The organism is Moritella sp. JT01 (genome assembly GCF_001574435.1).
Lineage (GTDB): Bacteria > Pseudomonadota > Gammaproteobacteria > Enterobacterales > Moritellaceae > Moritella.
In genome coordinates, this window is sequence record NZ_LOCN01000006.1 from 20,844 (window position 1) to 42,368 (window position 21,525).

The 21,525-nt window shown below is 40.4% G+C and carries 19 protein-coding genes and 1 pseudogene; 10 read left to right on the plus strand and 10 right to left on the minus strand.

The annotated features are described in order from the left end of the window. Positions 1–498 precede the first annotated feature (498 nt). The 3 genes from AKG98_RS05225 (at position 499) to AKG98_RS05235 (ending at position 3,279) form a co-directional block, all read left to right on the plus strand. A complete protein-coding gene (locus tag AKG98_RS05225) occupies positions 499–1,527 on the plus strand; it encodes a tyrosine-type recombinase/integrase (RefSeq protein ID WP_067042438.1) in 1,029 nt (342 codons plus the stop codon). Between the two features lie 361 nt (positions 1,528–1,888). Then, positions 1,889–2,650, plus strand: coding sequence for an SDR family oxidoreductase (locus tag AKG98_RS05230; protein ID WP_067042441.1), 762 nt, complete (start codon positions 1,889–1,891; stop codon positions 2,648–2,650). Further along, positions 2,650–3,279: a TetR family transcriptional regulator gene (locus AKG98_RS05235; RefSeq protein WP_067042444.1), complete on the plus strand. Its 630-nt coding sequence runs from the start codon at positions 2,650–2,652 to the stop codon at positions 3,277–3,279. The genes AKG98_RS05230 and AKG98_RS05235 overlap by 1 nt, the downstream gene beginning before the upstream one ends. A gap of 25 nt (positions 3,280–3,304) precedes the next feature. Here AKG98_RS05235 and yqfB read toward each other — a convergent pair whose 3' ends face one another. The 3 genes and pseudogenes from yqfB to AKG98_RS05250 all read right to left on the minus strand — a co-directional run bounded on the left by yqfB (position 3,305) and on the right by AKG98_RS05250 (position 4,951). Continuing rightward, a complete protein-coding gene (yqfB, locus tag AKG98_RS05240) occupies positions 3,305–3,625 on the minus strand; it encodes a N(4)-acetylcytidine aminohydrolase (protein ID WP_067042447.1) in 321 nt (106 codons plus the stop codon). Positions 3,626–3,684: 59 nt separating this feature from the next. After that, a pseudogene (locus tag AKG98_RS05245) lies at positions 3,685–3,999 on the minus strand (DUF2268 domain-containing putative Zn-dependent protease); the annotation flags it as partial. 211 nt (positions 4,000–4,210) lie between these two features. Then, positions 4,211–4,951 carry a hypothetical protein gene (locus AKG98_RS05250; protein ID WP_157534069.1) on the minus strand — a complete coding sequence of 247 codons (741 nt, stop codon included), beginning with the start codon at positions 4,949–4,951 and terminating at the stop codon, positions 4,211–4,213. 356 nt (positions 4,952–5,307) lie between these two features. On the opposite strand from AKG98_RS05250, the gene AKG98_RS05255 reads away from it, so the two are divergent. Both AKG98_RS05255 and AKG98_RS05260 read left to right on the plus strand, forming a co-directional pair. Then, positions 5,308–5,511, plus strand: coding sequence for a hypothetical protein (locus AKG98_RS05255; RefSeq protein WP_067042457.1), 204 nt, complete (start codon positions 5,308–5,310; stop codon positions 5,509–5,511). A gap of 1 nt (position 5,512) precedes the next feature. Further along, complete coding sequence (locus AKG98_RS05260; RefSeq protein ID WP_067042460.1) at positions 5,513–6,280, plus strand: sulfite exporter TauE/SafE family protein; 768 nt, start codon at positions 5,513–5,515, stop codon at positions 6,278–6,280. An 83-nt stretch (positions 6,281–6,363) separates the two neighbouring features. Here the strand turns inward: AKG98_RS05260 and AKG98_RS05265 are convergent, their stop codons facing one another. The 5 genes from AKG98_RS05265 to AKG98_RS05285 form a co-directional block, all read right to left on the minus strand. After that, complete coding sequence (locus AKG98_RS05265) at positions 6,364–7,863, minus strand: ABC transporter substrate-binding protein (RefSeq protein ID WP_067042463.1); 1,500 nt, start codon at positions 7,861–7,863, stop codon at positions 6,364–6,366. Beyond that, a complete protein-coding gene (locus tag AKG98_RS05270; protein ID WP_067042466.1) occupies positions 7,844–8,884 on the minus strand; it encodes a Gfo/Idh/MocA family protein in 1,041 nt (346 codons plus the stop codon). Before AKG98_RS05270 ends, AKG98_RS05265 begins: the two co-directional genes overlap by 20 nt. 168 nt (positions 8,885–9,052) lie before the next feature. Then, positions 9,053–9,643 (minus strand): N-acetylmuramoyl-L-alanine amidase-like domain-containing protein, encoded by a 591-nt coding sequence (locus AKG98_RS05275; protein ID WP_198155429.1) that lies wholly within the window; start codon positions 9,641–9,643, stop codon positions 9,053–9,055. Positions 9,644–9,951: 308 nt separating this feature from the next. Then, entirely contained in the window at positions 9,952–11,433 is a 1,482-nt protein-coding gene (locus tag AKG98_RS05280) for a hypothetical protein (RefSeq protein WP_067042469.1), read from the minus strand. Next, positions 11,426–12,010 (minus strand): chromosome partitioning protein ParA, encoded by a 585-nt coding sequence (locus AKG98_RS05285; protein ID WP_067042472.1) that lies wholly within the window; start codon positions 12,008–12,010, stop codon positions 11,426–11,428. The genes AKG98_RS05280 and AKG98_RS05285 overlap by 8 nt, the downstream gene beginning before the upstream one ends. A gap of 354 nt (positions 12,011–12,364) precedes the next feature. Between AKG98_RS05285 and AKG98_RS05290 the strand changes: the two genes are divergently transcribed. From AKG98_RS05290 to oleD, 5 genes are all read left to right on the plus strand, one after another. Further along, a complete protein-coding gene (locus tag AKG98_RS05290) occupies positions 12,365–13,588 on the plus strand; it encodes a multidrug effflux MFS transporter (RefSeq protein WP_067042475.1) in 1,224 nt (407 codons plus the stop codon). 108 nt (positions 13,589–13,696) lie between these two features. After that, entirely contained in the window at positions 13,697–14,746 is a 1,050-nt protein-coding gene (locus tag AKG98_RS05295; protein WP_067042478.1) for a 3-oxoacyl-ACP synthase III, read from the plus strand. Positions 14,747–14,750: 4 nt separating this feature from the next. Beyond that, entirely contained in the window at positions 14,751–15,629 is an 879-nt protein-coding gene (locus tag AKG98_RS05300; RefSeq protein WP_067042482.1) for an alpha/beta fold hydrolase, read from the plus strand. 5 nt (positions 15,630–15,634) lie between these two features. Next, positions 15,635–17,371 (plus strand): olefin beta-lactone synthetase, encoded by a 1,737-nt coding sequence (gene oleC / locus AKG98_RS05305; RefSeq protein ID WP_067042485.1) that lies wholly within the window; start codon positions 15,635–15,637, stop codon positions 17,369–17,371. A 25-nt stretch (positions 17,372–17,396) separates the two neighbouring features. After that, the gene (gene oleD, locus AKG98_RS05310; protein WP_067042487.1) at positions 17,397–18,464 is read left to right on the plus strand and encodes a 2-alkyl-3-oxoalkanoate reductase; all 1,068 of its coding nucleotides are present in this window, start codon (positions 17,397–17,399) and stop codon (positions 18,462–18,464) included. A 125-nt stretch (positions 18,465–18,589) separates the two neighbouring features. Here the strand turns inward: oleD and AKG98_RS05315 are convergent, their stop codons facing one another. Both AKG98_RS05315 and AKG98_RS05320 read right to left on the minus strand, forming a co-directional pair. Beyond that, positions 18,590–19,432: a mechanosensitive ion channel family protein gene (locus AKG98_RS05315; RefSeq protein WP_067042490.1), complete on the minus strand. Its 843-nt coding sequence runs from the start codon at positions 19,430–19,432 to the stop codon at positions 18,590–18,592. Positions 19,433–19,748: 316 nt separating this feature from the next. Continuing rightward, positions 19,749–21,311 (minus strand): methyl-accepting chemotaxis protein, encoded by a 1,563-nt coding sequence (locus tag AKG98_RS05320; RefSeq protein ID WP_067042493.1) that lies wholly within the window; start codon positions 21,309–21,311, stop codon positions 19,749–19,751. Between the last annotated feature and the right edge of the window lie 214 nt (positions 21,312–21,525).

Sequence of the window (21,525 nt, forward strand, 5' to 3'; positions counted from 1 at the left end):
CTTCTTTGAGTAATTATCATACGAATTATATTCAATTTTATGTTATGGATGATACGCATTTATCATTAAATTTTCTACATTAATGCTCGTTATTTATACTAACTAAATCAAACAATTATCAATAAAGTTATTAGCTATACGATTTCAAAAAACCACAAGCATATATCACCTCTATGAATCCAATCACTGAGGTAAAAATAATGACAGAAGTACAAGCAGTAAATGACCAGGATAAAGTTAAGTTGATTAGTAACTTATTAGAACAACGCTATAGCAAACAGGTAAATCATAATCTTCCATAAAAAGAACTAAACATCAATAAATCTATGTTTAATCCTGCGTGATAAAACATAGACTATTGCTACAATTTATATGACTGTATATAAAAACAGTATTTGTTGTTTTATAATAGCAAATACGTCATAAACTGTATATAAAAACAGTATTTGTTGTTTTATAATAGCAAATACGTCATAAACAGTTATAAGGAAATTCATCATGTCTGTTCGTAACCTCAAAGACGGCCACAAGAAACCTTGGCTTTGTGAGTGCTATCCACAAGGCCGTAACGGAAAGCGTATTCGCCAGCGCTTTGCCACCAAAGGCGAAGCAACAGCCTTCGAACGTTACACAATGAACGAGGTTGATGATAAGCCCTGGTTAGGTGATAAGCCGGACACAAGGAAGTTATCAGACTTAATTGAGTTGTGGTGGCAACTACACGCTAAAAACCTAAAAAGTGGCGCGCATGCACACAGGCGTATGGTTATAATTTGCGAACACCTTGATGATCCCATCGCAACGAGTATTACCGCTAAGGATTATGCTCACTATAGGGCAAACAGGCGTATGGTCGGTGCAAGTCAGCGCAGCGGAATAGAAGAGCTATCTGCAGCATCACAAAACTATGACCTGAAATGTATGCGAGCAATGTTCAATGAGTTGATCAGATTAAAGGAATGGAACTACCCTAACCCACTAACCAGCATTAATCTTATTCCAAAGTCAGAACCAGAATTAAACTACTTATCCCAACAACAGATAATAACGCTGCTAAGCTTTGTTCAGGGTCAGTACCACGCAAAACAATTGACACAGATAATTAAGATTTGCCTAGCCACCGGTGCCCGGGTTAGTGAAGCAATGAACCTTAAAGGGTCACAACTATCCAAGTATAAGATCACATTCTCAAACACAAAAAGCCGTAAAAACAGAACGGTTCCTATCTCGGAAGCGCTTTACAACGAAATTTACCAGGATAGAAATGACAAGCTATTTACTTGTAATTACGTGGCAATATGGAAAGGTGTTTCACATTGTTTTACCGATTTACCAAAGGGACAAGCAACGCATATTTTGCGACACACATTCGCCAGTTATTTTATGATGAACGGGGGGAATATTTTAGTTTTACAGAAGATATTAGGCCACGCAGACATAAGCCAAACAATGCGGTATTCTCACTTCTCTCCAAGCCATTTACAGGATGCAGTAAGCTTCAACCCACTCGTAAACCTAGCACTGTAACGTGGCGATAAAGTGGCGACAAATAATATTGATATGCACTCATATTCAGAATTATTTAAAAACTGGTTAATTTAATGAGTTAACCAGCCTTGAAAGTATTCCCCTTCCCGATATGACGCTTTGCTAGAAAATCACTATAAAGCCCTAAACAAAACAGTTTTAAAGTCACCACCTATCAACAACTTAACTTCAAAACCTGCTATGCACACTGTAACAGAGCACGCTAAACCCAGCTCTCAAATCAACAAAATACTCTCACCTTATGATTTACATTTTAAAAGCGCGCCTGTAGGTTAAATAACTCAGGGTTATTTATTTTAAATTTACGTTATGTCTAATGACAAATACAAAAGGAATTGCAATGAGCTATACAGTGATCACAGGTGCAAGTGCCGGTATCGGCAGTGAATTCGCGAAACAACTGGCACAGACAGGTCAAAACTTAATATTAGTCGCTCGCCGTAAAGAGAAGTTAGAAGAGCTAGCGCAAACGCTACAAGCCCAACATGGTATTGATGTTAGATGCTTTGCCATTGACCTTGCAGAGCCAACTGGCAGTGAGATATTAGCGACTGAGATCAGCATTAACAACCTTGCTGTCAATGGCCTAATTAACAATGCCGGATTTGGTAACCGTGGTAGCTTTGCAGACTTACCACTGCAGCGCCAAATGCAAATGATCCAATTGAATGTAAGTACCTTAGTCGAACTTACCCACCGTTTAGTACCAAACATGCGTGAACAAGAAAAGCCGTTCATCATCAATGTTGCGTCAATAGCGGCGTTCCAAGCGGGTCCTAATATGGCGATATACTATGCAACAAAAGCATTTGTACTGTCTTTCTCTGAAGCGATACACGAAGAGCTCCGCCATCAAGGTATTGCAGTGAGTGCACTCTGCCCTGGACCAACGCATTCCGAGTTTGCCGAAGAAGCAAATCTTACCGATTTAAGTCTATTTAATGCCGTTGCGATGACATCTGCAGACGTTGTCAAGCAAGCCTTAGCAAACCGCAACAGTGCCATTGTTGTTACAGGTATCAAAAACCAAGTTGGCGTATTGGTTGGCAAAGTATCACCCCGCTTCATTACGCGTAAAATTGCTGGATGGTTACAAGCATAATGCACTGTATTATTAAATGCCGCGCAACGACACCAGAGCAAAAAGCGTTACGTCTTACCCAGATCATGGACGTAACCGCTGCTCGTTTTACAACGCTCAGTTATGAAGACGTTAACCTAAAGCATATCGCTGCCGATGTGGGGATCACCAAAGCAGCCTTGTATCGGTATTTCAGAAATAAAGAAACCTTGTTCCTCGCTGTCTATACACAAGAAATAGCATGCTTAGCGCAGACAGCAGCAGGTGATATGGGGCAGCTACCGCTGACTGATTCAATTTGTAATACGCTAATAAAACACCCGTTATTTTGCAAACTCAGTGCGATCATGCACACAGCGTTGCAATGTAACTTAACACTAGACGAAGCGTGCCAATTCAAAAACACGTTATTACAATTCATTGAGCAATATGCAGCAATGATAAGTGAACATTATGCACTGAGTATCGAGCAAGCGACCGAGCTGTTATTACAGGTTCAACAGGTGATAATTGGCTGCTGGCACATGAGTCATTCAGTAGGCTCGGTTGCAGAGGTAATTAAAGAAGGACCATTACAGTTATTTGAACTTAATTTTGCAGACATATTACGATCGCATATAGCTCGACTTGTTACTAGCTATCAACAGTAAACCTAGGTACGCCGAACATTAAAATTTATCCGTCACTTAACACCCTAAAACGTATGAAAAACAAGTTTTCTTCTGCCGGATAAATTTTACGAATGATCCACTTAAGAATGCACACAAACGGCAAATTTTCAGATTTTGCATGTATCCGATTCAATTCACTAAACTTCACAGCCTCAATACTCAAAATTTCTATTTGGCATATTTTACGATTATCTTCGTGAGTGCGAGCATCTAATACCTGACCAACTGAATAATGGCTATCAAATTTATCACGGATCGTCGCGGTCTTTTTACCCGACAGAATTGAATGTTCCAACCGCTGGAAAAACGTCATACAAGGACTCATCAACTACACCGACCTCCTGTTTAATAACCCTTAAACACATAACCGCTTGCTATCTAACGCTAAGTGACATCAAAAAATTCACTTGCCGATACATCCCACAACTGTGATGCAGGAGTCCCTGTTTTGTTTATGTATTTTGAAACAATATAATAACCCAGTGTATAGCCTGCATGCAGAGGTATTGCATCAGGTTCAGTCCCAAAAAACCAAGCATTATGATCGTAATTTAAATTAGCAGTTTCACTTAGCATTCTTGAATGTAAAACATCAATCATATCTTGGTTTATTGCTTTCGCATAAAATGGAATATCACCATTCCTAAGCTCGGTTTCAAAATGGCAGGCTAGGCCTTCGCTTATTAGTGCTTCCTGTAAAGTGACTCCATACCCAACCCCTTTATGTCGAAGTCAAAAAGGTCATCAAATTTTCCATGTGCATTTAACTTATGCAAAAAGATGCTCATATATAGCCTAAGCTCAGCAGCTTATTATAACGCTTTGCTTTTAAAATCAATAACACAAGAAAGATATACATGGTGAAGCCTCTGGGGCCCACCACTTATTTTGTTAACGAACTAAATAATATCTAAAAGTCTTCTAAGGCAGCAAAATACGCCATCACTTCATCGATATGAAATTTACCATCTTTGTTTGTATCAGCATTTTCCATCATAAATGCATCAAAACATTCTTCCCAATACACAGAAATGCTTCTGATATACTCAAGATCCATACCATCATCAGGATCAATGAATCCCGTTTTATCGTAATCGTAGGTTTCTAAAAACGCTTTAATCTGTGTTAGTTCTTCACTTGTGAAGCGAGCGGTATCATTTGAAATGATTCGGCGAAGTTGGAAGTTAAATACTGCACGGCCTGCACCATCTAAGGTTACAGACAGATTTCGTTCTGTTTCATTATTTTTGATACCGAAATTGTCAGCGCTCTTAAAAGTAAGGGTTTTTTCACCAAAGTCATCATCACCACCATTGAAACCACCATCTATATCTTTCATGCTGCATCGGATAGACACTTCATGAATAGCTGGGATCTGAAAAGTATTTGTCAAATTTTTATGAAGGCAATCGATGGTTTCACCACTGCTTACGTTATGGGTTTGAGTCAAATATGCATTATTATGTGATGGGTCCACTTCTAAAAAGGCAACGTGGCTTGCCAGTGTTAGCATTAAATTATCTCGGTCATCTAAAGGGTGCCCATTTGAAGCAGAATGCACAGCCCATTTTAAATCACCTGAACTCCAATTATCAGAATCGTCAGTAATGTTAATAGACATTAATTGGATTTGAAATTCATTTTTCATCATTTATTCCCTTAAGTGAATGATATATAAGTTTTAATGGTTAAATATTTAACTACTTAGGTGCAAGCTATCAAACTTAATTATTAATTAATAGTATTATTTTTATTGGTTTAAAAAATTTTGATAAGGCCGTGATTACTCACCACCATAAATGGCGATGCTTCATAAATTGTTAGCTACAGCCTGTAAATATTACAGGTCGAACACAGCTTCACTATGCAGAAACGGTCAATCTAGCCGCTTTCAAATCAACGTCTTTACCTCTAACTTCTAATAAAAACAAAAATGAAATAAAAACGTCACAATATTCACTTACAATTGCCACTTTAGTACTATTTGTTTAAAAAGGACGATATAAAGTGGCTAGTTGTAACTTACTTAACTTTTCAGAGTCAGGCGGTTATGGATGTAAAATCCCTCCTAATATGTTGGGGGAAATGCTGAAAACCACCAGCAAAAATAATGGTTCTTATGATCATAAATTACAATCTTTAATAGCAGACAGACCTGATCAATTTTATGTTATAGGTAAGGTAAATTCTGGCTCAGGAAAATTATCTTAAAATGAGTCATGAAATACTCGTGGGGATTTTCGGTATTTTAACAGGCTGTCTTTCTGGACTTTTAGGCATTGGTGGGGGGATTTTATTAGCCCCGTTACTGCTCATCTTTATGCCTTTAATTACGCATATACAATTACCCTTGCTAACGATTACCGGTTTAACTGCCGCTCAAAGTTTTTTTGGATCAGGAAGTGCTATCTTTCATCACGCTAAAAACAATATGCGAGATAAGGTATTGATATACCGATTCGGCGTTCCAATGGGCTTGGCAAGTTTAGCCATTTCTTTTTTCTCATTACAAATTCCAAATCGAACTGTACTTATCGTCTTTGCCATTTTAGCCATCTGTTCAGTACTTATCACTATCACAGATAAATGGTTTTATAAGCAATGGGGAAAAGTAGATATAGCAAACTCAGCTTCAGTGCCCTTGATCGGTATTGTACTTGGCTTGATGTGTGGTGCTGTAGGCCAAGGTGGCGGATTTATTTATCTACCTGTGATGATTTATATTTTCCACTGTAATCCTAAGGTCGCGATAGCATCTGCCCCTGTGATCGGTTTACTTTCGTCTGTTAGTATATTTTCCGGGCGAGCGTTCACTGACACTATTGACTGGTGGCTCTGCTTTTATCTTATTATTGGTATTTTTGTCGGCGCAAAAATAGGAGCGATGATCTCATTAAAGCTCAATGAGGTTGTTTTAAGAAAATGTATTAATGTATTTGTTTTTCTAAGTTCAATAAAAATTATCTCTATGGCTTTTTAAGCAAACAAATACGTTCAACAATTTATTACAGCTTTCTCTAGAAGGCATTTTTGAGAAAGCTGTAATATTAAGTAAGATTATGATTAACGCGGATTTGAATCTAATGAAATCCATATTTTATTTAATTCACTCCAGCCATATCCATTCACTTGAGCGCCATTAATTTTTTCAGATAACGCGAGTACAAAAGGTTCATGTTTTGATTCTTTAACTACGTTTTGCTCACTCAGCCAAGAGAACAATACGGCCAATAAGTCTGTAGCTTGATTGAAGTCTCTCTCGTTCCGAATTGACGTAAGAGATGAGTCTAAAGCTTTGAGTATTCCAGCATCCAATTCATGATTTTCAAATGGATATTGTAATAAAAAACTTAACCAAGCACTAAATGAATCATTTTCTTCAATAATACTACAAATACTTACTTGTTCAGATTTACTGTAGTCCCCATAATCCACTGAAATACCTTGATCATTCTCAGTTGATATTCTGCTAAACAGTTTCTTGCATTCCGCTGTATCTTCAAAAGTGATATGACGCTTCGTAAGCGTTTTATTTGGATTTTGGATCATTAAGAAGGAGGCACATTTATCACTTCGGATCGTAACAGTTTTATCAGGTATCTGAAGGCAAATCTGATTTTGTGCACACGCTTTGCTTTGTGCCCATTCAGGGTAAACCCACAGTTCAACCCAGTCGAGGATAGAGGTCTCATGTGAATAGTAAGCATTACGACTTAATCTAAGCATTTTAGAAGAGAATACTGCCAAAGAGAAAGCCCCCGAACCAATAAGTCGTGTGGTCGTCGAGGTCATCTTAAATATTGATGACTCTGCCCGAGAAAGTAATCTGGGTAGGTGCCAATCTGTCTGATTTAATTTAACTTCCAACTGATCATCGGAAAAAGCATTCACTTCTATAATATGCTTATAAGTCGAATGCCAATATGCATTTTGGATTAACCTATTTAGGCAATGAGCAACATCTTGTGCTTTGAGTATACTTCCATCATGAAAACGTATCCCTCTGCGAATTTGAAATTGCCACGTTGTAGCACTGTCATTAGAGACCCAGTGATAAGCTAAATCACCGACTACACTCCCTTTCTCTACAGACGTCAAACATTGGCAAATTTGAGTGACCAAAAAGCGTTCCGTACGCCTCCTCACCTTGTGAGGTTTTAGCTCTTCTAACTCACGATGAAAAGGCATATAAGCAATACGACGAGCTGAGTGACTAGCGTCATTTAAATATGATTGAAACTCCCTTCCTGCATCTCTACCACCAAAGCTAAGGATACTAAGTAACTGATCTAAATTTCCTTCATCGGCTAGACCTCTAGCGGATTCATAGCAAGCATCAATGGGCTCGACTTGGCAAGTGAGTATCGCTTTTTTACTTCTTCCAGAGCTTGCCTCCCATTGAATCCACCCAGCACTCACCAATTTTTTTAGTATGGTTTGAACATGTCGTTCAGTGACATGCAGCAGAGCAGCTATCTGGCTTATTTGACAAGCCGATACTCCGGGACCAAATGTTTGAAAGATTTGTTCGTAAATTTCAAGCTTACGCTTTAAGTTTGCCATTCAGTGTTCCAAAGCCCCCTAATTGAGTTAGGTAACCATATCCAGCGTTAATTAACCCATGTTCCATAATCGATTGGACTTGAGCTGTTACTTCTGACAATAGGATGTCAGATTCAGTTTTATTTTCAAGCACAAGCTGTGAAAAGTGATCGATTTCAAATTCAAAACCATTCCCTTCTACTGGATGATCAATGGTGAATGTTTTTCCTTGATATTCAATATCAATGACACTGGGGTTCCACCATTTGTCTCGAATCGTAATGGCTAATTGATCACCACGTAATATCGCAACTCGTGGTAAATTGTTCACAATTGAAGCTGATATTTTTCCGTTAATCTGACCTGTAAAAGTAAAACAAGCATCGGTATCAACGTATGATTCGGTAACCAGCGTTGACATCTCAACAACAGGTGCCGGGACATTAGCCCCTAACGACCGGCATAAGTCACAGTATAACCAAAGCCCGTAAACCCCCACATCGAGCGTTGCACCACCCGCTAAATTTGGATTAAATATGAACAACTCAGGATCATATTCGTGTGCATTACCAAAACTCGCTTCAATTGAAGTCAGTTTAAGATTATGCCTGATCAGGTAGTTCTTCAATTCTTGGTAAGCTGGAAATGTAACGGTTTTCATTGCCTCCAGTAAGATTACCCCATTTTTTGTTGCTAACGCCTTCATCGATAACCAATCCTGTAGGTTGGTGAACGCTGGTTTTTCAACAAATACATGCTTCTTATGGGTTAAAAATAGTTCAACTAAGGGATAGTGGTACGGATGTACTGTTGCAATATATACAGCATCAACATTAGGATCCTTTGCCATATCGTCGTAGCAGCCATAGCTCACGTTACTTTTAAACTCTTCACCAAATTGTTCAGCGCGACCTAAATCTCTGGCGGCTACAGCATATAACTCGCCATATTGACTATTGTCATTCAAAGCCGTAGCAAACCGCCTAGCAATATTGCCTAATCCTGCGATTCCCCATCTTACTCTTTTGTCCGTATTAACCATTATCTCTCTCACTATTTAACTTGGAGTCAAGAGTTTATAGGCAAAAGCATTCTTTAAATATGGAACAAATGATAGAAGTTGTTCATGATTTAGGGCGAGAACTGAATGGGGTAAGTGAAGGCATATCATTGACGCCTTCACTCCGATGATCAGGATAGGATTGTAATTTTAAAGTGCCCTGTAGACTACAATTCCCGGTTTACCTTGGACATATTCTAAAAATGGCGTATCAACGACTTTCATATTGTTAGAAAGTGATGATGCATTTCTATATACGGGTCCATTTTTTCCTCTAATAAATATCCCCGTGTGGGTTACATCTAGTCCTGCTATGTTTGTATATATACCAATGTAGTCACCATTTTCAAGGTTATTAACGACACTGCCATCTATACTATCTCCTGGAATATAGGATATTTTTCTTGATACTATTGGTAGACCTGCGATGTAAGTTCCACCATCCGCTTTTTGATTTAACTCTTTTTGTATCGTGTTAGTGTGCTCAGTTAAATACTCTGTTATATCTTCAGCATTTCTATCACCGTTATCATCTTCATAGGTCCAGTCTGAAAAGAAATGTTTTCTTAATAAGAAGTCAACTTTACTATTTTTATATCGCGTTTTAATTAAATTATCTGAAAAGTCATATGACTTTCTTAAAGATTCTACATAATCTAAAAAGGTAAAACAGTCTAATGCTCTGAAATCCGCTACAAACCTTTCTTTTTCTACACCAGATCCAATAAGACGATTTTTCACATAGGACTAATTTAAAAATAATTTAGAAATAGCTTTAATCTTTTTTGGGTTACTCTGATTTCTTTGTAAAATACGATCAAGCTTATTAGATTTTTTCTCATACAGAGATGCATAAAATTTAAAGTCATGAACTTTATGTTTGTTGGTTAAAGTATCATTGTTAACATTATGCTCCCCTAGTGCTGCATAACTAGAGGTACTAAACAATATTGATGTAAGTAAAATATAATAGTGTCTTGGTTGATCTATACACCTCTCATGTAGGCCACCCCCAGATAGAATTGATAGAACTCGATAGTGATAAGTATTTATGATGAAGAGGCAAAAATAATTGAGTCCGAATAAAGATTGTATTTAGTCTCTAACTTGTTTTGTTTTATAAATGCTTTTTCTTCTTTTTTGTAAGGGCTAACCGCTTTAATATCAAGGAAAATCCCATGATATTGCCATCCTTTAGCACGGACTTCATTGATAGACACTTCGTCAGTTTGTAGCTTAAAACCATATCTGTCTCTGACCGTAATCGATGCTTTAGTATTCGGTGGTACCTTATCCCATCCGTATCTTATGGTTTCAGTTGATTGCTCTCCTAATATGAAGGGATCATTATTTGGTATATCAGAGCATTGCACGATACTTATCACTTGATTCAGTCTGTCAGTGTTATCATGCTCGAATAACAGCGCTTCAAAATCATTTTTTGGATTAAGCTTATAGTCGTTTTGGTATGGCTTTGTTTCTTTTAAGTAAGAGTAGTCATCTGCATATAGGCTAGCTCTCTCCTTCCAATCATCATTTGGGTTGTCAACAAATAAAATTTCAGGTGAAGCATGGCTCTTTGCAAACGTTGGCGTGTAATGATAAGTCACTTCAAAGAGGTAATCTTCCATATCTGGTTTAGCTAGTGAGCTGAAAGCTCGTTTAACGGATGCTTTGATTTTTTCTATTAAATCAGGATGAGTTAAATAAATCTCAACCAATCCGTGCCCAGTTATGTCTGATGAGCTAGGGGCTACCACGGTGTTTGGAGGCGGTACAGAGCCTATTCCTGTGAAATTCAAGCCGTTAATGACAAGGTCAGATGTCGATAATATATAATCACTATCAGGGCTTAATGTTGGGGAGGCGGGGGCGATATGAACGACGTGAATATTATTCGCATCGTAACCTAATTGAGAAACCACGTGATTATAAGATTTATTAACCCATAAGTTCCCTTGTGAATGAGCAATATAAATCAGTTTTTTCCCTTTCCATGTATTAGAGTCATTGATTAAGTTATGCTTCATCTGAGTTTTTTCTGTTTCTGGCGCGTCAACCAGTAGTGTTAGTGCTTCTAAAAACTCTCGGATAATAACATTTGAGCTTTGGCTAATGAAGTCTGCAACAAAACCACCAAACCAAGAAAATGCCGCGCTTATTTTTTGGATTATGGAGCTGTCTTGTCTACCATTGACGATATCCCAAAACGCTTCCCATCGGTCAAATTGTTTTTGTTCTAATTCTTGTGTTCTTTGGTCAAAGGTTTCAGCAAAATCAGCCAGTACATTGAAGCCACTTCCGTCAATGTAAGAATCATTATAGAAAAGTCGATATTCCACCTTTTCGCTTTTGTATTCGTCGATATTGAGGGTTGATTTGATTTCATCTTTACCGCGTTCTGCATCCATTCTTGTTGTCGCTACACCATTAAAAAACCCAATAGCATAACCCTCGACCTCACAAGAATTATTAGCCAATGCAGATTGTGATGTTACAAGCAGAATAAGTAACCAAGTGAGTCTATTCACAGTATTCTTCCTTGGCTGGTAAGGATATCGATGTCGAACCGTCGAGCAAGTGATTGTAAGTTAGGTAGGCCATAGTGCGAGATTTAGTATTATAGGTTAAGGCCTCAATTGTACGCGAGGTATTGGTTCTATCCCTTACCGGAATACCGACAAACCTTTTGCATGCAATGACTTTGTTATGTTTATTCGCAATTTCAAGCGCTTTTACGATGTTAGTATCGTTTTTTTCGCTGAAATCATAATGCAGATTTTCCTGCATAAATTTTGCATCTTGCTTTAGTGCTTTACGAACAGGTTCTGTTACTTCTAATGCATCAATAAAGGCTTCAACATCGTCACGAATGCCATCTGCATTCTCATCGGGTCCAGTGAGCGAATCTGAGCGGTCTAGAATAGGTTCAAATTTATCATATATAATTGAGAATTGGTCATCAATAGTAGGTTGGTCTTTTAACTCCTGAATAAGCTCGGGTGTTTTATCTATCTTCGTAACAGGTGTCTGTTCATTATTACTTTCGTTATTGGCGTTTTTACAACCCGACAATAATAAAAATAAGATTAAAGTAAACTTTCTCATGAGATATGTTCCTAATTACTCTTGCTATCAAAAAACTTTATATCTGTCACTATGCATGTGCGTTATCGACGTTTAACACCAGATGAAAACAACATATAAAGCAAGTTAAATCAATGTACTAATCGACAATATCACGTTGATAAATGCTAAAAAACTAAGGATTTATAAGTAACACTAAGTAACATTAAGTAATGCGTAGCGAGTGTATGTAAGATCGATATGAACATATTATGAATGGGTAAACATGAGTAACAAAAAATAGACAAACCAAAGCTTGTTTAGGTCCCACCAGAACTTAATGACGTTCCAATAAAGCTTATTATCATTTAGATAGCCTTAATATATACTGGCTACATGAATATAAATAAAACGCCATTTAACAAAATCCCACTTGCCTTAGCCATGATGATCATTGCTACAGGACAAGTCGGTGTCAGTATTTATCTGCCTTCACTGCCATTAATAAGTCGTGATCTTGGTGTGCCCCAAGCCGACATACAGCAGCTTGTCACCCTATTTTTAGTCGGCTTCGGATTATCACAGCTTTTCTATGGTCCGTTGTCAGACGCTATCGGTCGTCGCCCAGTATTTTTACTCGGTCAAGGTATCTATTTAGTCGGTACACTCATGTGTGTGCTACTACCCGACAGCTATACTGCACTGATTACAGGTCGCTTATTACAAGGTTTAGGTGCAGGTAGTGCATCTGTATTAAGCCGCAGTGTGCTTCGCGATAGTTACAGTGGCAGCCAACTCACCCAAGCGATGGCTTATATGTCCATAACAGCATCTATCCTGCCTATTTTGGCACCTGTTGTCGGCGGCTGGGTAGCATGGCATTTTGGCTGGCAATCCGTGTTTAGCTTTGTACTCGTTTATCTATTGGCCATTTTCACCTTGGGCTACTTTGTCTTGCCTGAAACGCTACCTCATGCAGTAACAAAATTTAAACTAAAAGAAACACTCCGTGGTTATTGGCATTTATCAAGAAACTATCAAGTAATTTCATCAGCAAGCTATAACTGGATCGGTTACTTATCGAGTCTGGTCTCTGTATCACTACTGCCCTTTTTATTACAAGAGGGACTAAATCTCAGTGCAGCAGAGTACGGAGAAGTGATGATCATCCCATCTGCAGGATTATTAATGGGCAGCTTGATCTTAAATAAACTAAATAAGCGCTTCACCACCAATCAACTAATGTACTTAGCATCGAGCATTATGATGATGGCTGGCTGTTGGTTAGTGTTTAATGAGATGTCGTTGCGTAACCTGATATTTGGTTTTACTTTGCTATCCATAGCACAAGGGATCAGCTTCCCATTATCGATAAGCATGTTACTGGCACCACACAGTAAGCAAGTCGGTGCGGTATCTGCATTATCGGGGTCGGTACAGATGTGTATTGCCGGGCTAGTCGGTGGATTCTTAATCAAGCATTTGATCAACAATCAGACAAGTTTGGGGATCTTCTATTTACTCACAGGTTTAACCATCGCGCTGATATTAACGCATAGCCGACGTAGGTATATAAAAATCAACCCTATTTTAGCCTTAAACTCGCATGACTCAAAATAAACTTTTAGTTGAATCTGCACCGCTTTCTTGCTCAAATAACGTTAACGTAATTTATGTAATTAAATTAAGGCGATAATTAGCCTTACTATTGAGCAAAATAACCTAGCCATGAAATATAACCGCGTTTTTATTAATAGCCTGACCTATGAACTGGCTCCAGAAATCATAACAAGTACAGCACTAGAGCTTCGCTTAGCTCCTTTATATCAAAAGCTACGTATTCCTATCGGCCAACTTGCCGCACTCACTGGTATTACCCAACGTCGCTGGTGGCCAAAAGACTACATGTTATCTGATGGCGCGTTAATTGCCGCACAAAAAGCCCTTGATGAAACGGGCATCAATGTCAGCGATATCGGCGCGGTAGTATATACCGGTGTCTGCCGTGACCAGCACGAACCAGCAACAGCATGCCGTATCGCCGCAAAACTAGGCGTATCTAATAACACCGCCATTTATGACATAAGTAATGCCTGTTTAGGGGCCTTGTCCGGCATGTTAGATATCGCCAACCGCATCGAATTGGGCCAGATCAAAGCTGGTTTAGTGGTTTCTTGTGAATCTGCACGTCACATTGTTGATGTGACTATCGATGATATGTTAGCCGATCCGACCATCAGAAATTACGCCACATCACTGGCGACCTTGACTGGCGGCTCTGGTGCCGTTGCTATATTACTTACCGATGGCAGCTTAAATTTAGCTGGGTCTCGAAATCACCAATTATTAGGGGCCTCGCACTTATCTGCGCCTGAACATCACGATCTATGCCAGTGGGGATTGAAAGAAATCGATACTCAGTTATACCGTGAATATATGCGTACCGACGCAGTCAAATTACTCAAAGAAGGCGTCGCACTGGCGCAAGAAACCTGGCAGCAATTTTTAGAGCAACGCCAGTGGACACCCGAAGATGTCGATAAAGTAATTTGTCATCAAGTGGGCGCAGCCAACCAAAAGAAAGTATTAACCGCCTTAAATATTCCGGTTGAAAAAGAATTTCCGACCTTCAAATATCTGGGGAACATGGGCACAGTATCACTGCCCGTGACCGCAGCGATGGCCGATGAAGAAGGCTTTTTGAAGAAAGGTGACAACGTGAGCTTCTTAGGAATAGGCAGTGGCTTAAATTGTATGATGCTTGGATTAAAATGGTAACCCTATGTTAGATAAATTATTCCCGTTTAAACGTAACTACCTTGATCGTAATGGTCAGCAATATCATTACCTCAATGAAGGAACCGGAGAGCCTGTAGTCATGGTTCACGGTAACCCGAGTTGGTCGTTTTATTATCGTAATCTGGTCTCGGCATTAAGCACCAATTATCAGTGTATTGTACCCGACCATATTGGTTGTGGTCTTTCTGATAAGCCCGCTGATAACGATTACGACTATACCTTAACCAGCCGAATCGATGATCTAGAAGCATTACTTGAGCATCTGGATATTAAAGAGAACATCACCTTAGTCGTCCACGACTGGGGCGGCATGATAGGTATGGGTTACGCAGCGCGATATCCAGAGCGGATCAAACGCCTGGTGATCTTAAATACCGCGGCTTTTCATCTGCCTTTATCAAAAGCGTTTCCGCTACCATTATGGATCTGTCGCAATACATTTGTCGGCACGTTTTTAGTGCGCGGTTTTAATGCCTTTTCATCTATCGCTTCAATTGTTGGCGTTCGTCGCAAAGCAATGAGCCGAGATGTTCGCCGCGCTTATGTGTCACCTTTTAACTCTTGGCGTAACCGTATTTCCACCTTACGTTTTGTGCAGGACATTCCGCTAAAACCTGAAGACCGCAATTACCAGCTAGTGACAGATATTGGCGATAGTCTGGCTAAGTTTTCGACTGTACCAACCCTAATCTGCTGGGGATTAAAAGATTTTGTGTTTGATAAACACTTTTTAGCGCAATGGAAACAACGCATGCCGCACGCACAAGTGAATGAGTTTGATGACTGCGGTCATTATATTCTTGAAGACGCCAGTGATGAAGTCATTGAATTAATCACCGACTTCATGACCGATAAGCGTTGAGTTTCATGGCCATTAACGCAACGTCAGAGGCGATAAATTTCTGTCGCCACCTCTCTCACGCCGCATTCGCTACTCCCGACTCACTTGCGGTCGCAGTGCAGCGTAGCAGTAAAGGGCAATTGGTTTATGACGAGATTAATTTATCGTCTCTTGATCAGCAAAGTGATGAGCTCGCCTATGCGCTAAATGCTTATGGCATAAAACGAGGAATGAAAGCCGTATTAATGGTCACGCCAAGCATCGACTTTTTTGTCTTAACCTTTGCGTTATTTAAAGCCGGTATTGTGCCGATCTTGGTTGATCCTGGTATGGGGATCCGCAATCTAAAACAATGTTTTAGTGAATCGGCTCCCGATGCTTTCATTGGTATTCCCAAAGCCCATATCGCGCGTAAACTGTTTGGCTGGGGTAAAGACAGCGTCAGATGTAGCCTGACCGTCGGCGGCTGTGAAATACTGTCTCGCCTCACCGGGCAAATGAGCTTACTGCGTTTATTAACCGAGTATCGTGCCAATTTAACCCCTAATAAACAGCAAGATGAGCAGGTTAAGCCTTATCCTATCGCGCTATTTGATAACAGTGAATTGTGCGCCATATTATTCACCAGTGGCAGTACTGGCGTGCCTAAAGGCGTTGTTTACAGCCACCAAATGTTTGAAGGGCAAATACAAGCGCTCCGCGATGATTACGGCATAAAGCCCGGAGAGAGGGATCTCAGTACCTTTCCGTTATTCTCGCTATTTGGTCCGGCGCTGGGCATGGCGTCAATTATTCCAGATATGGATGCCAGCAAACCGATAACCGCGAACCCGAACTTTATCTTTGCTGCCATTGAAAAATACCAGTGCACTAACCTGTTTGCTAATCCGGCATTAATCGAGGTCCTTGGTCAAGCAGGCTGCAAACACGGTCAGCCGCAGATATTAACCAGCTTGAAACGCGTGATCTCTGCTGGAGCGCCAGCAACCTTATCGTCAATTTCACGCTTTACTCGCTTGCTTAAAGCCGATGTAGAAGTATGGAATTCTTATGGTGCCACGGAGTCATTGCCCCTCACTAAGATTGGCAGTAAAGCACTGCTAACCATGCAAGACATTACAGATAATGGTGGCGGGATCTGTGTTGGCCTGCCAATCAAAGATGTTGAGATCGCCATTATTGCGATCAGCGAAGATGTCATTGCAGATTGGGATGATGACTTAACCTTACCAACCCAACAAATTGGTGAGATCGTCGTTAAAGGACAAGTGGTCAGTCAGCGCTATTATCGCCGCGACGTCGCCACCCAACAAGCCAAGATCAAAGACCCAACGAGCACTGAATCACAGCCAGTGTTTCGGCACCGCATGGGGGATCTGGGATATTTGGATGAACAAGGCCAATTATGGATGTGTGGACGTAAAGCCCACAGTGTCGCCACGCCGAGTCAACGCTATTTCTCGATCCCTTGTGAGCGTATATTCAATACCCATAAGCAAGTGAAGCGTACTGCACTGGTGGGGATCCAATACCAAGGTGAAACCATACCGTTACTGTGTGTCGAGTTAGAAAATGATGCTGTCATCTCAACTGAACAGTTATTTAACGAACTTAACGTGATTGGCAATAAGCATCAGCAAACATCCGCGATCAACGCGTTTTTAATTCACCCTGATTTTCCTGTTGATATTCGCCACAATGCCAAAATATTTCGTGAAAAACTAGCGGTTTGGGCGAAAAAACAAGCACCTTACAATCGTTAACAGTATTCCAAAACAAGGTCTTAACATGACGAATTTCAGCTCGCGGCCACCCGCAGAACAACGTGCCCTTACTGCATTAGCCGCGACCACCAAACATGCATTTGTCACTGGTGCCGGTGGTTTTTTAGGGACCAGCATCTGCCTTGCATTAAATGCTGCTGGTATTAAAGTAACCGGGTTCGCCCGTGGCCATTATCCGCACTTATCAACGTTAGGTATCAACATGGTGCAAGGCGACATCAGCGATTTGTCGGCGCTCACCGCGGCGATGAAGGACTGTGACTTGGTCTTTCATGTCGCATCAAAAGCAGGTGTATGGGGTTCGAAAGCTGATTATTATCGGTCGAATGTGGAAGGTACTGCCAATATCATTCAGGCCAGTCAGTCACTGGCTATCGAGCGCTTAGTATATACCAGCACCCCAAGTGTGACATTTACGGGGGAAGACGAGGCTGGGATCAATGAATCGCAACCTTACGCCCAATCATTCTTAAATTATTATGCGCAATCCAAAGCGCTTGCCGAGCAAATGATACTGGCCGCGAATAGCGATAGACTCAAAACCGTTGCCTTAAGGCCGCATTTAATTTGGGGACCCGGTGATCCGCACCTAGTGCCACGAGTCATTGCCCGAGCCAAACTCGGTCGATTAAAATTAGTCGGTAAAGAGGATAAACTGGTTGATACTATCTATATCGACAATGCCGCCTATGCCCATATTCTGGCCGCGTTAAGACTCGCAGATCCCACGCCAAGTTGCGCCGGTAATAGTTACTTTGTCAGTAATGATCAACCGATCACGATGGCCAGCATGCTCAATAAAATACTCCATTGTGCTGATTTACCACCAGTGAAGAAACGGGTGCCAGCACTACTGGCCTACTTAGTCGGCACCGTACTGGAGAAGGTATACCTGTGGCTTGGCAAGACCCAAGAGCCGATGATGACGCGTTTTGTCGCACGTCAATTATCAACCAGCCATTACTTTGATATCAGCGCGGCTAAAGCGGACCTGGGTTACCAGCCTCTGGTATCTATTGACGAAGGTATGCAGCGTCTGAGAGTTTCCTTGTCAGGAGAAAATAAAGTTTGAGATTTAAAGGATAAGATTCACACTACAGAAAATATGGGGTAATTGAAATTAACAAATTGCAATTATCCCATTCACTAGGCTTTGCCCTACGAATTTTCACTTCATCGAGTTCCATCATGGCGTGCTTAAACCTTTTCTGAAAGTAATCGTACTTCACGTTGTGGAAAGGGTATGGTGATTCCGTTTTGTTTCAATGCCTGAAACATCTTTAGGTTAGCGCTGTATTTCACTTCAAAATAGTTTTTCGTCGGCACCCAGAAACGTATGCCTAAATTAATTGAACTATCGCCAAAGGCTTCAATGCCAATTTGCGCTGCGGGATCTTTGGCTACTGCATCGATGCTAGCCAGCGCTGTACCCAAAGTGGCTATAGCCTGTTCTGGATCGTCGTTGTAACTAATGCCTATGGAGGCTTCCACCAACATGTATTCGAAGGAATTATGCAGAATTTCACCAACGATATGCTTGTTGGGGATACTGATCTCATCACCCTCTTCATTCGTGAGGATAGTCATCCCGAGAGTGATCTCCTTAATTACGCCAATCACCCCCTGGATTTTGACGGTATGACCCACCACAAACGGGCGGGTTAAAATAATGGTAACCCCAGCGGCATAGTTTGACAGCATACCCTGTAGAGCCAAACCAGCACCCAATGCCAACGCACCGACGGCAGCAATAAACGGCGCCACGCTGATCCCTAGTTTGCCCAATGCAATCACTGCGACCATCACAATGACGAGCATGCGCACAGCGTTGGAAATAAATCCGCTCAGGGTGACATCAACATCATGCTTTACACATTGGGCTGCAATAAAGCGTTGAACTTTACCAGCCACCCACAAGCCGATGATGAAAATAATCATCGCACCAAAAGTCTGGAAACTGTATTGCACCACAAATTCAGTTATTATGGTATACACGTTCTGTAGTTGTTCTAGCTCTTCTTGTAACGCGATTTCGTCCATATTGTTGTCCTTTAGTCCTTTAATTTCCTGAATAATGATATTGCTTGCCAATGCTCATTAGCATTCGATCGAGTACGCTTATGTCTTGGCTGTTTATCTCATAACAGCTTATGATACGGAGTTCTGTATATAAGACTAGATTACCGATAACAAAAGAAGGTTTTAGTTATTACGCTAAGATCGTAACTGGCAGAAATTCGACAGTAAGTCTGAGTTGAGGATGATTACTGAAAGGTTAATTGAATAGTGAGCGTGACGTCGTCACACTCACTATTTGAACATAATAAAGAGCCCCTAGAATTAAAAGCCTTAAATATTATATTTTGAATGAACCTACATGAAGATCTAAAGTTTGAGCAAGCTGCTCCAGGGTTTTACTAGACGCTTCTAGCTCCTGGCTAGCGATCAAGCCTTCTTGAACAGAATTATTGACCGAATCCATGTTGATATTGATTTCATTTGCTACACAAGATTGCTCTTCGGTAGCAGTTGCGACTTGGGTATTCATATCAAGGATAGTAATTACTTGCACTGATATGTTTTCGAGGACTTCCAGAGCTTGAGCAGTGGTTCTTGTACCTTCTTCTGTTAAAGATCGACTACTCTCCATCGCCTCTACCGCATTTTTCGCCTCATTCTGCAACTGATTAATCATACTTTGAATTTCATCGGTTGACTGTGCAGTTTTAGTAGCAAGATTTCTGACTTCATCTGCAACTACAGCAAAACCTCGGCCAGCCTCACCTGCTCTGGCAGCTTCAATTGCGGCGTTGAGAGCAAGGAGATTAGTCTGTTCTGAAACACCTCTAATCACGTCGAGTATGGACCCGATTGACTGTGTTCTTCCCGCTAATGCTGTGATAACCGATGACATGTTATTCATTTCACCACCAAGGCTATTGATGGTATTAGATGAGTCTTGTAATGTTTTACGCCCAGCTTGAGTTTCGCTATTTGCACCATTAGCCGAATTTGCTGCACCCGCAGCATTTTGCGATATTTCATTAATAGTCGCGATCATTTCATTTATTGAAGTTGCTACTAATAACGTTCGCTCGCTTTGCGCTTGGCCTCTTGATAACCCAAGCTGAGACTGACTGCGAAGTTCAGTCGCTGAACGACCTATACCTAACCCCGTATCTACTACTTTAGAAATTATTTCATTAATATTACCCACAAAAATATTGAATGCTTTAGAAATATGGGCTATTTCATCTGTTCCTTGTACAGGTAATCTAACGGTAAGGTCTCCATCGCCTTTTGATATATCTTCTAATGCCTGTTGCAAGCCAGCAAGCGGTTTAAAAAATCGACCCAGTAACCACATCAACACGCAGGCACATATCAGAAAGATAGCAATGATTGCGATTAGCTGAGTGAGCACAATATCTGCTACAGCATCATCTACTTCTGAAATTGGGATGCCAATATCAAAAGCACCCAATAGCTCACCATTCTTATCATAAACGGGGACGATTATGTCGTACACCCACATTTTTTGCACATCCGCATACCATTTAGAGTATTTTTGCTTGCCTTTCCCTGCCGCTTCCACAGTGTAGCTATCTTTGTAGACCTTATTTAACTTGCTTATATCGCTATGTGCAACGGCTTGAATTTTTCGGTCGATGAAAATCGCGTAGATAATATCTGAACGTTCTGAAAGTGACACTACTAACTCTTGTAAATCAACCAATGGCTGGGAAGATTTTTGTAATACATACTCGACGTTTTTAGCAATGACTTCAGCCTTTGCTTGGGATTTTTTTAATATAATTTCATCAATTTTTTGATTAGATATATAAGAAGTAGAGGTGATACTTGTAATGCCTGCGATCGCAAACATTACCAATACCGTTATTAATATTAGATTTTTCATACACGACATCCTTGGTGTTATCATTCAGTTACAGTAATTAAATACCATGTATTCATTCCACTTGTTATCATCTAGAAGCAGCAGACTACAATAACTAAAATATTCTACCCCCGCTTTTGGATCAGAGCATAGATTGAAAAATCAGAATACCATGATGCCATGTTACAGGACATTGAAACTTGTTCATTTAAGGTGAGGTTTGCAGCTACTTAAT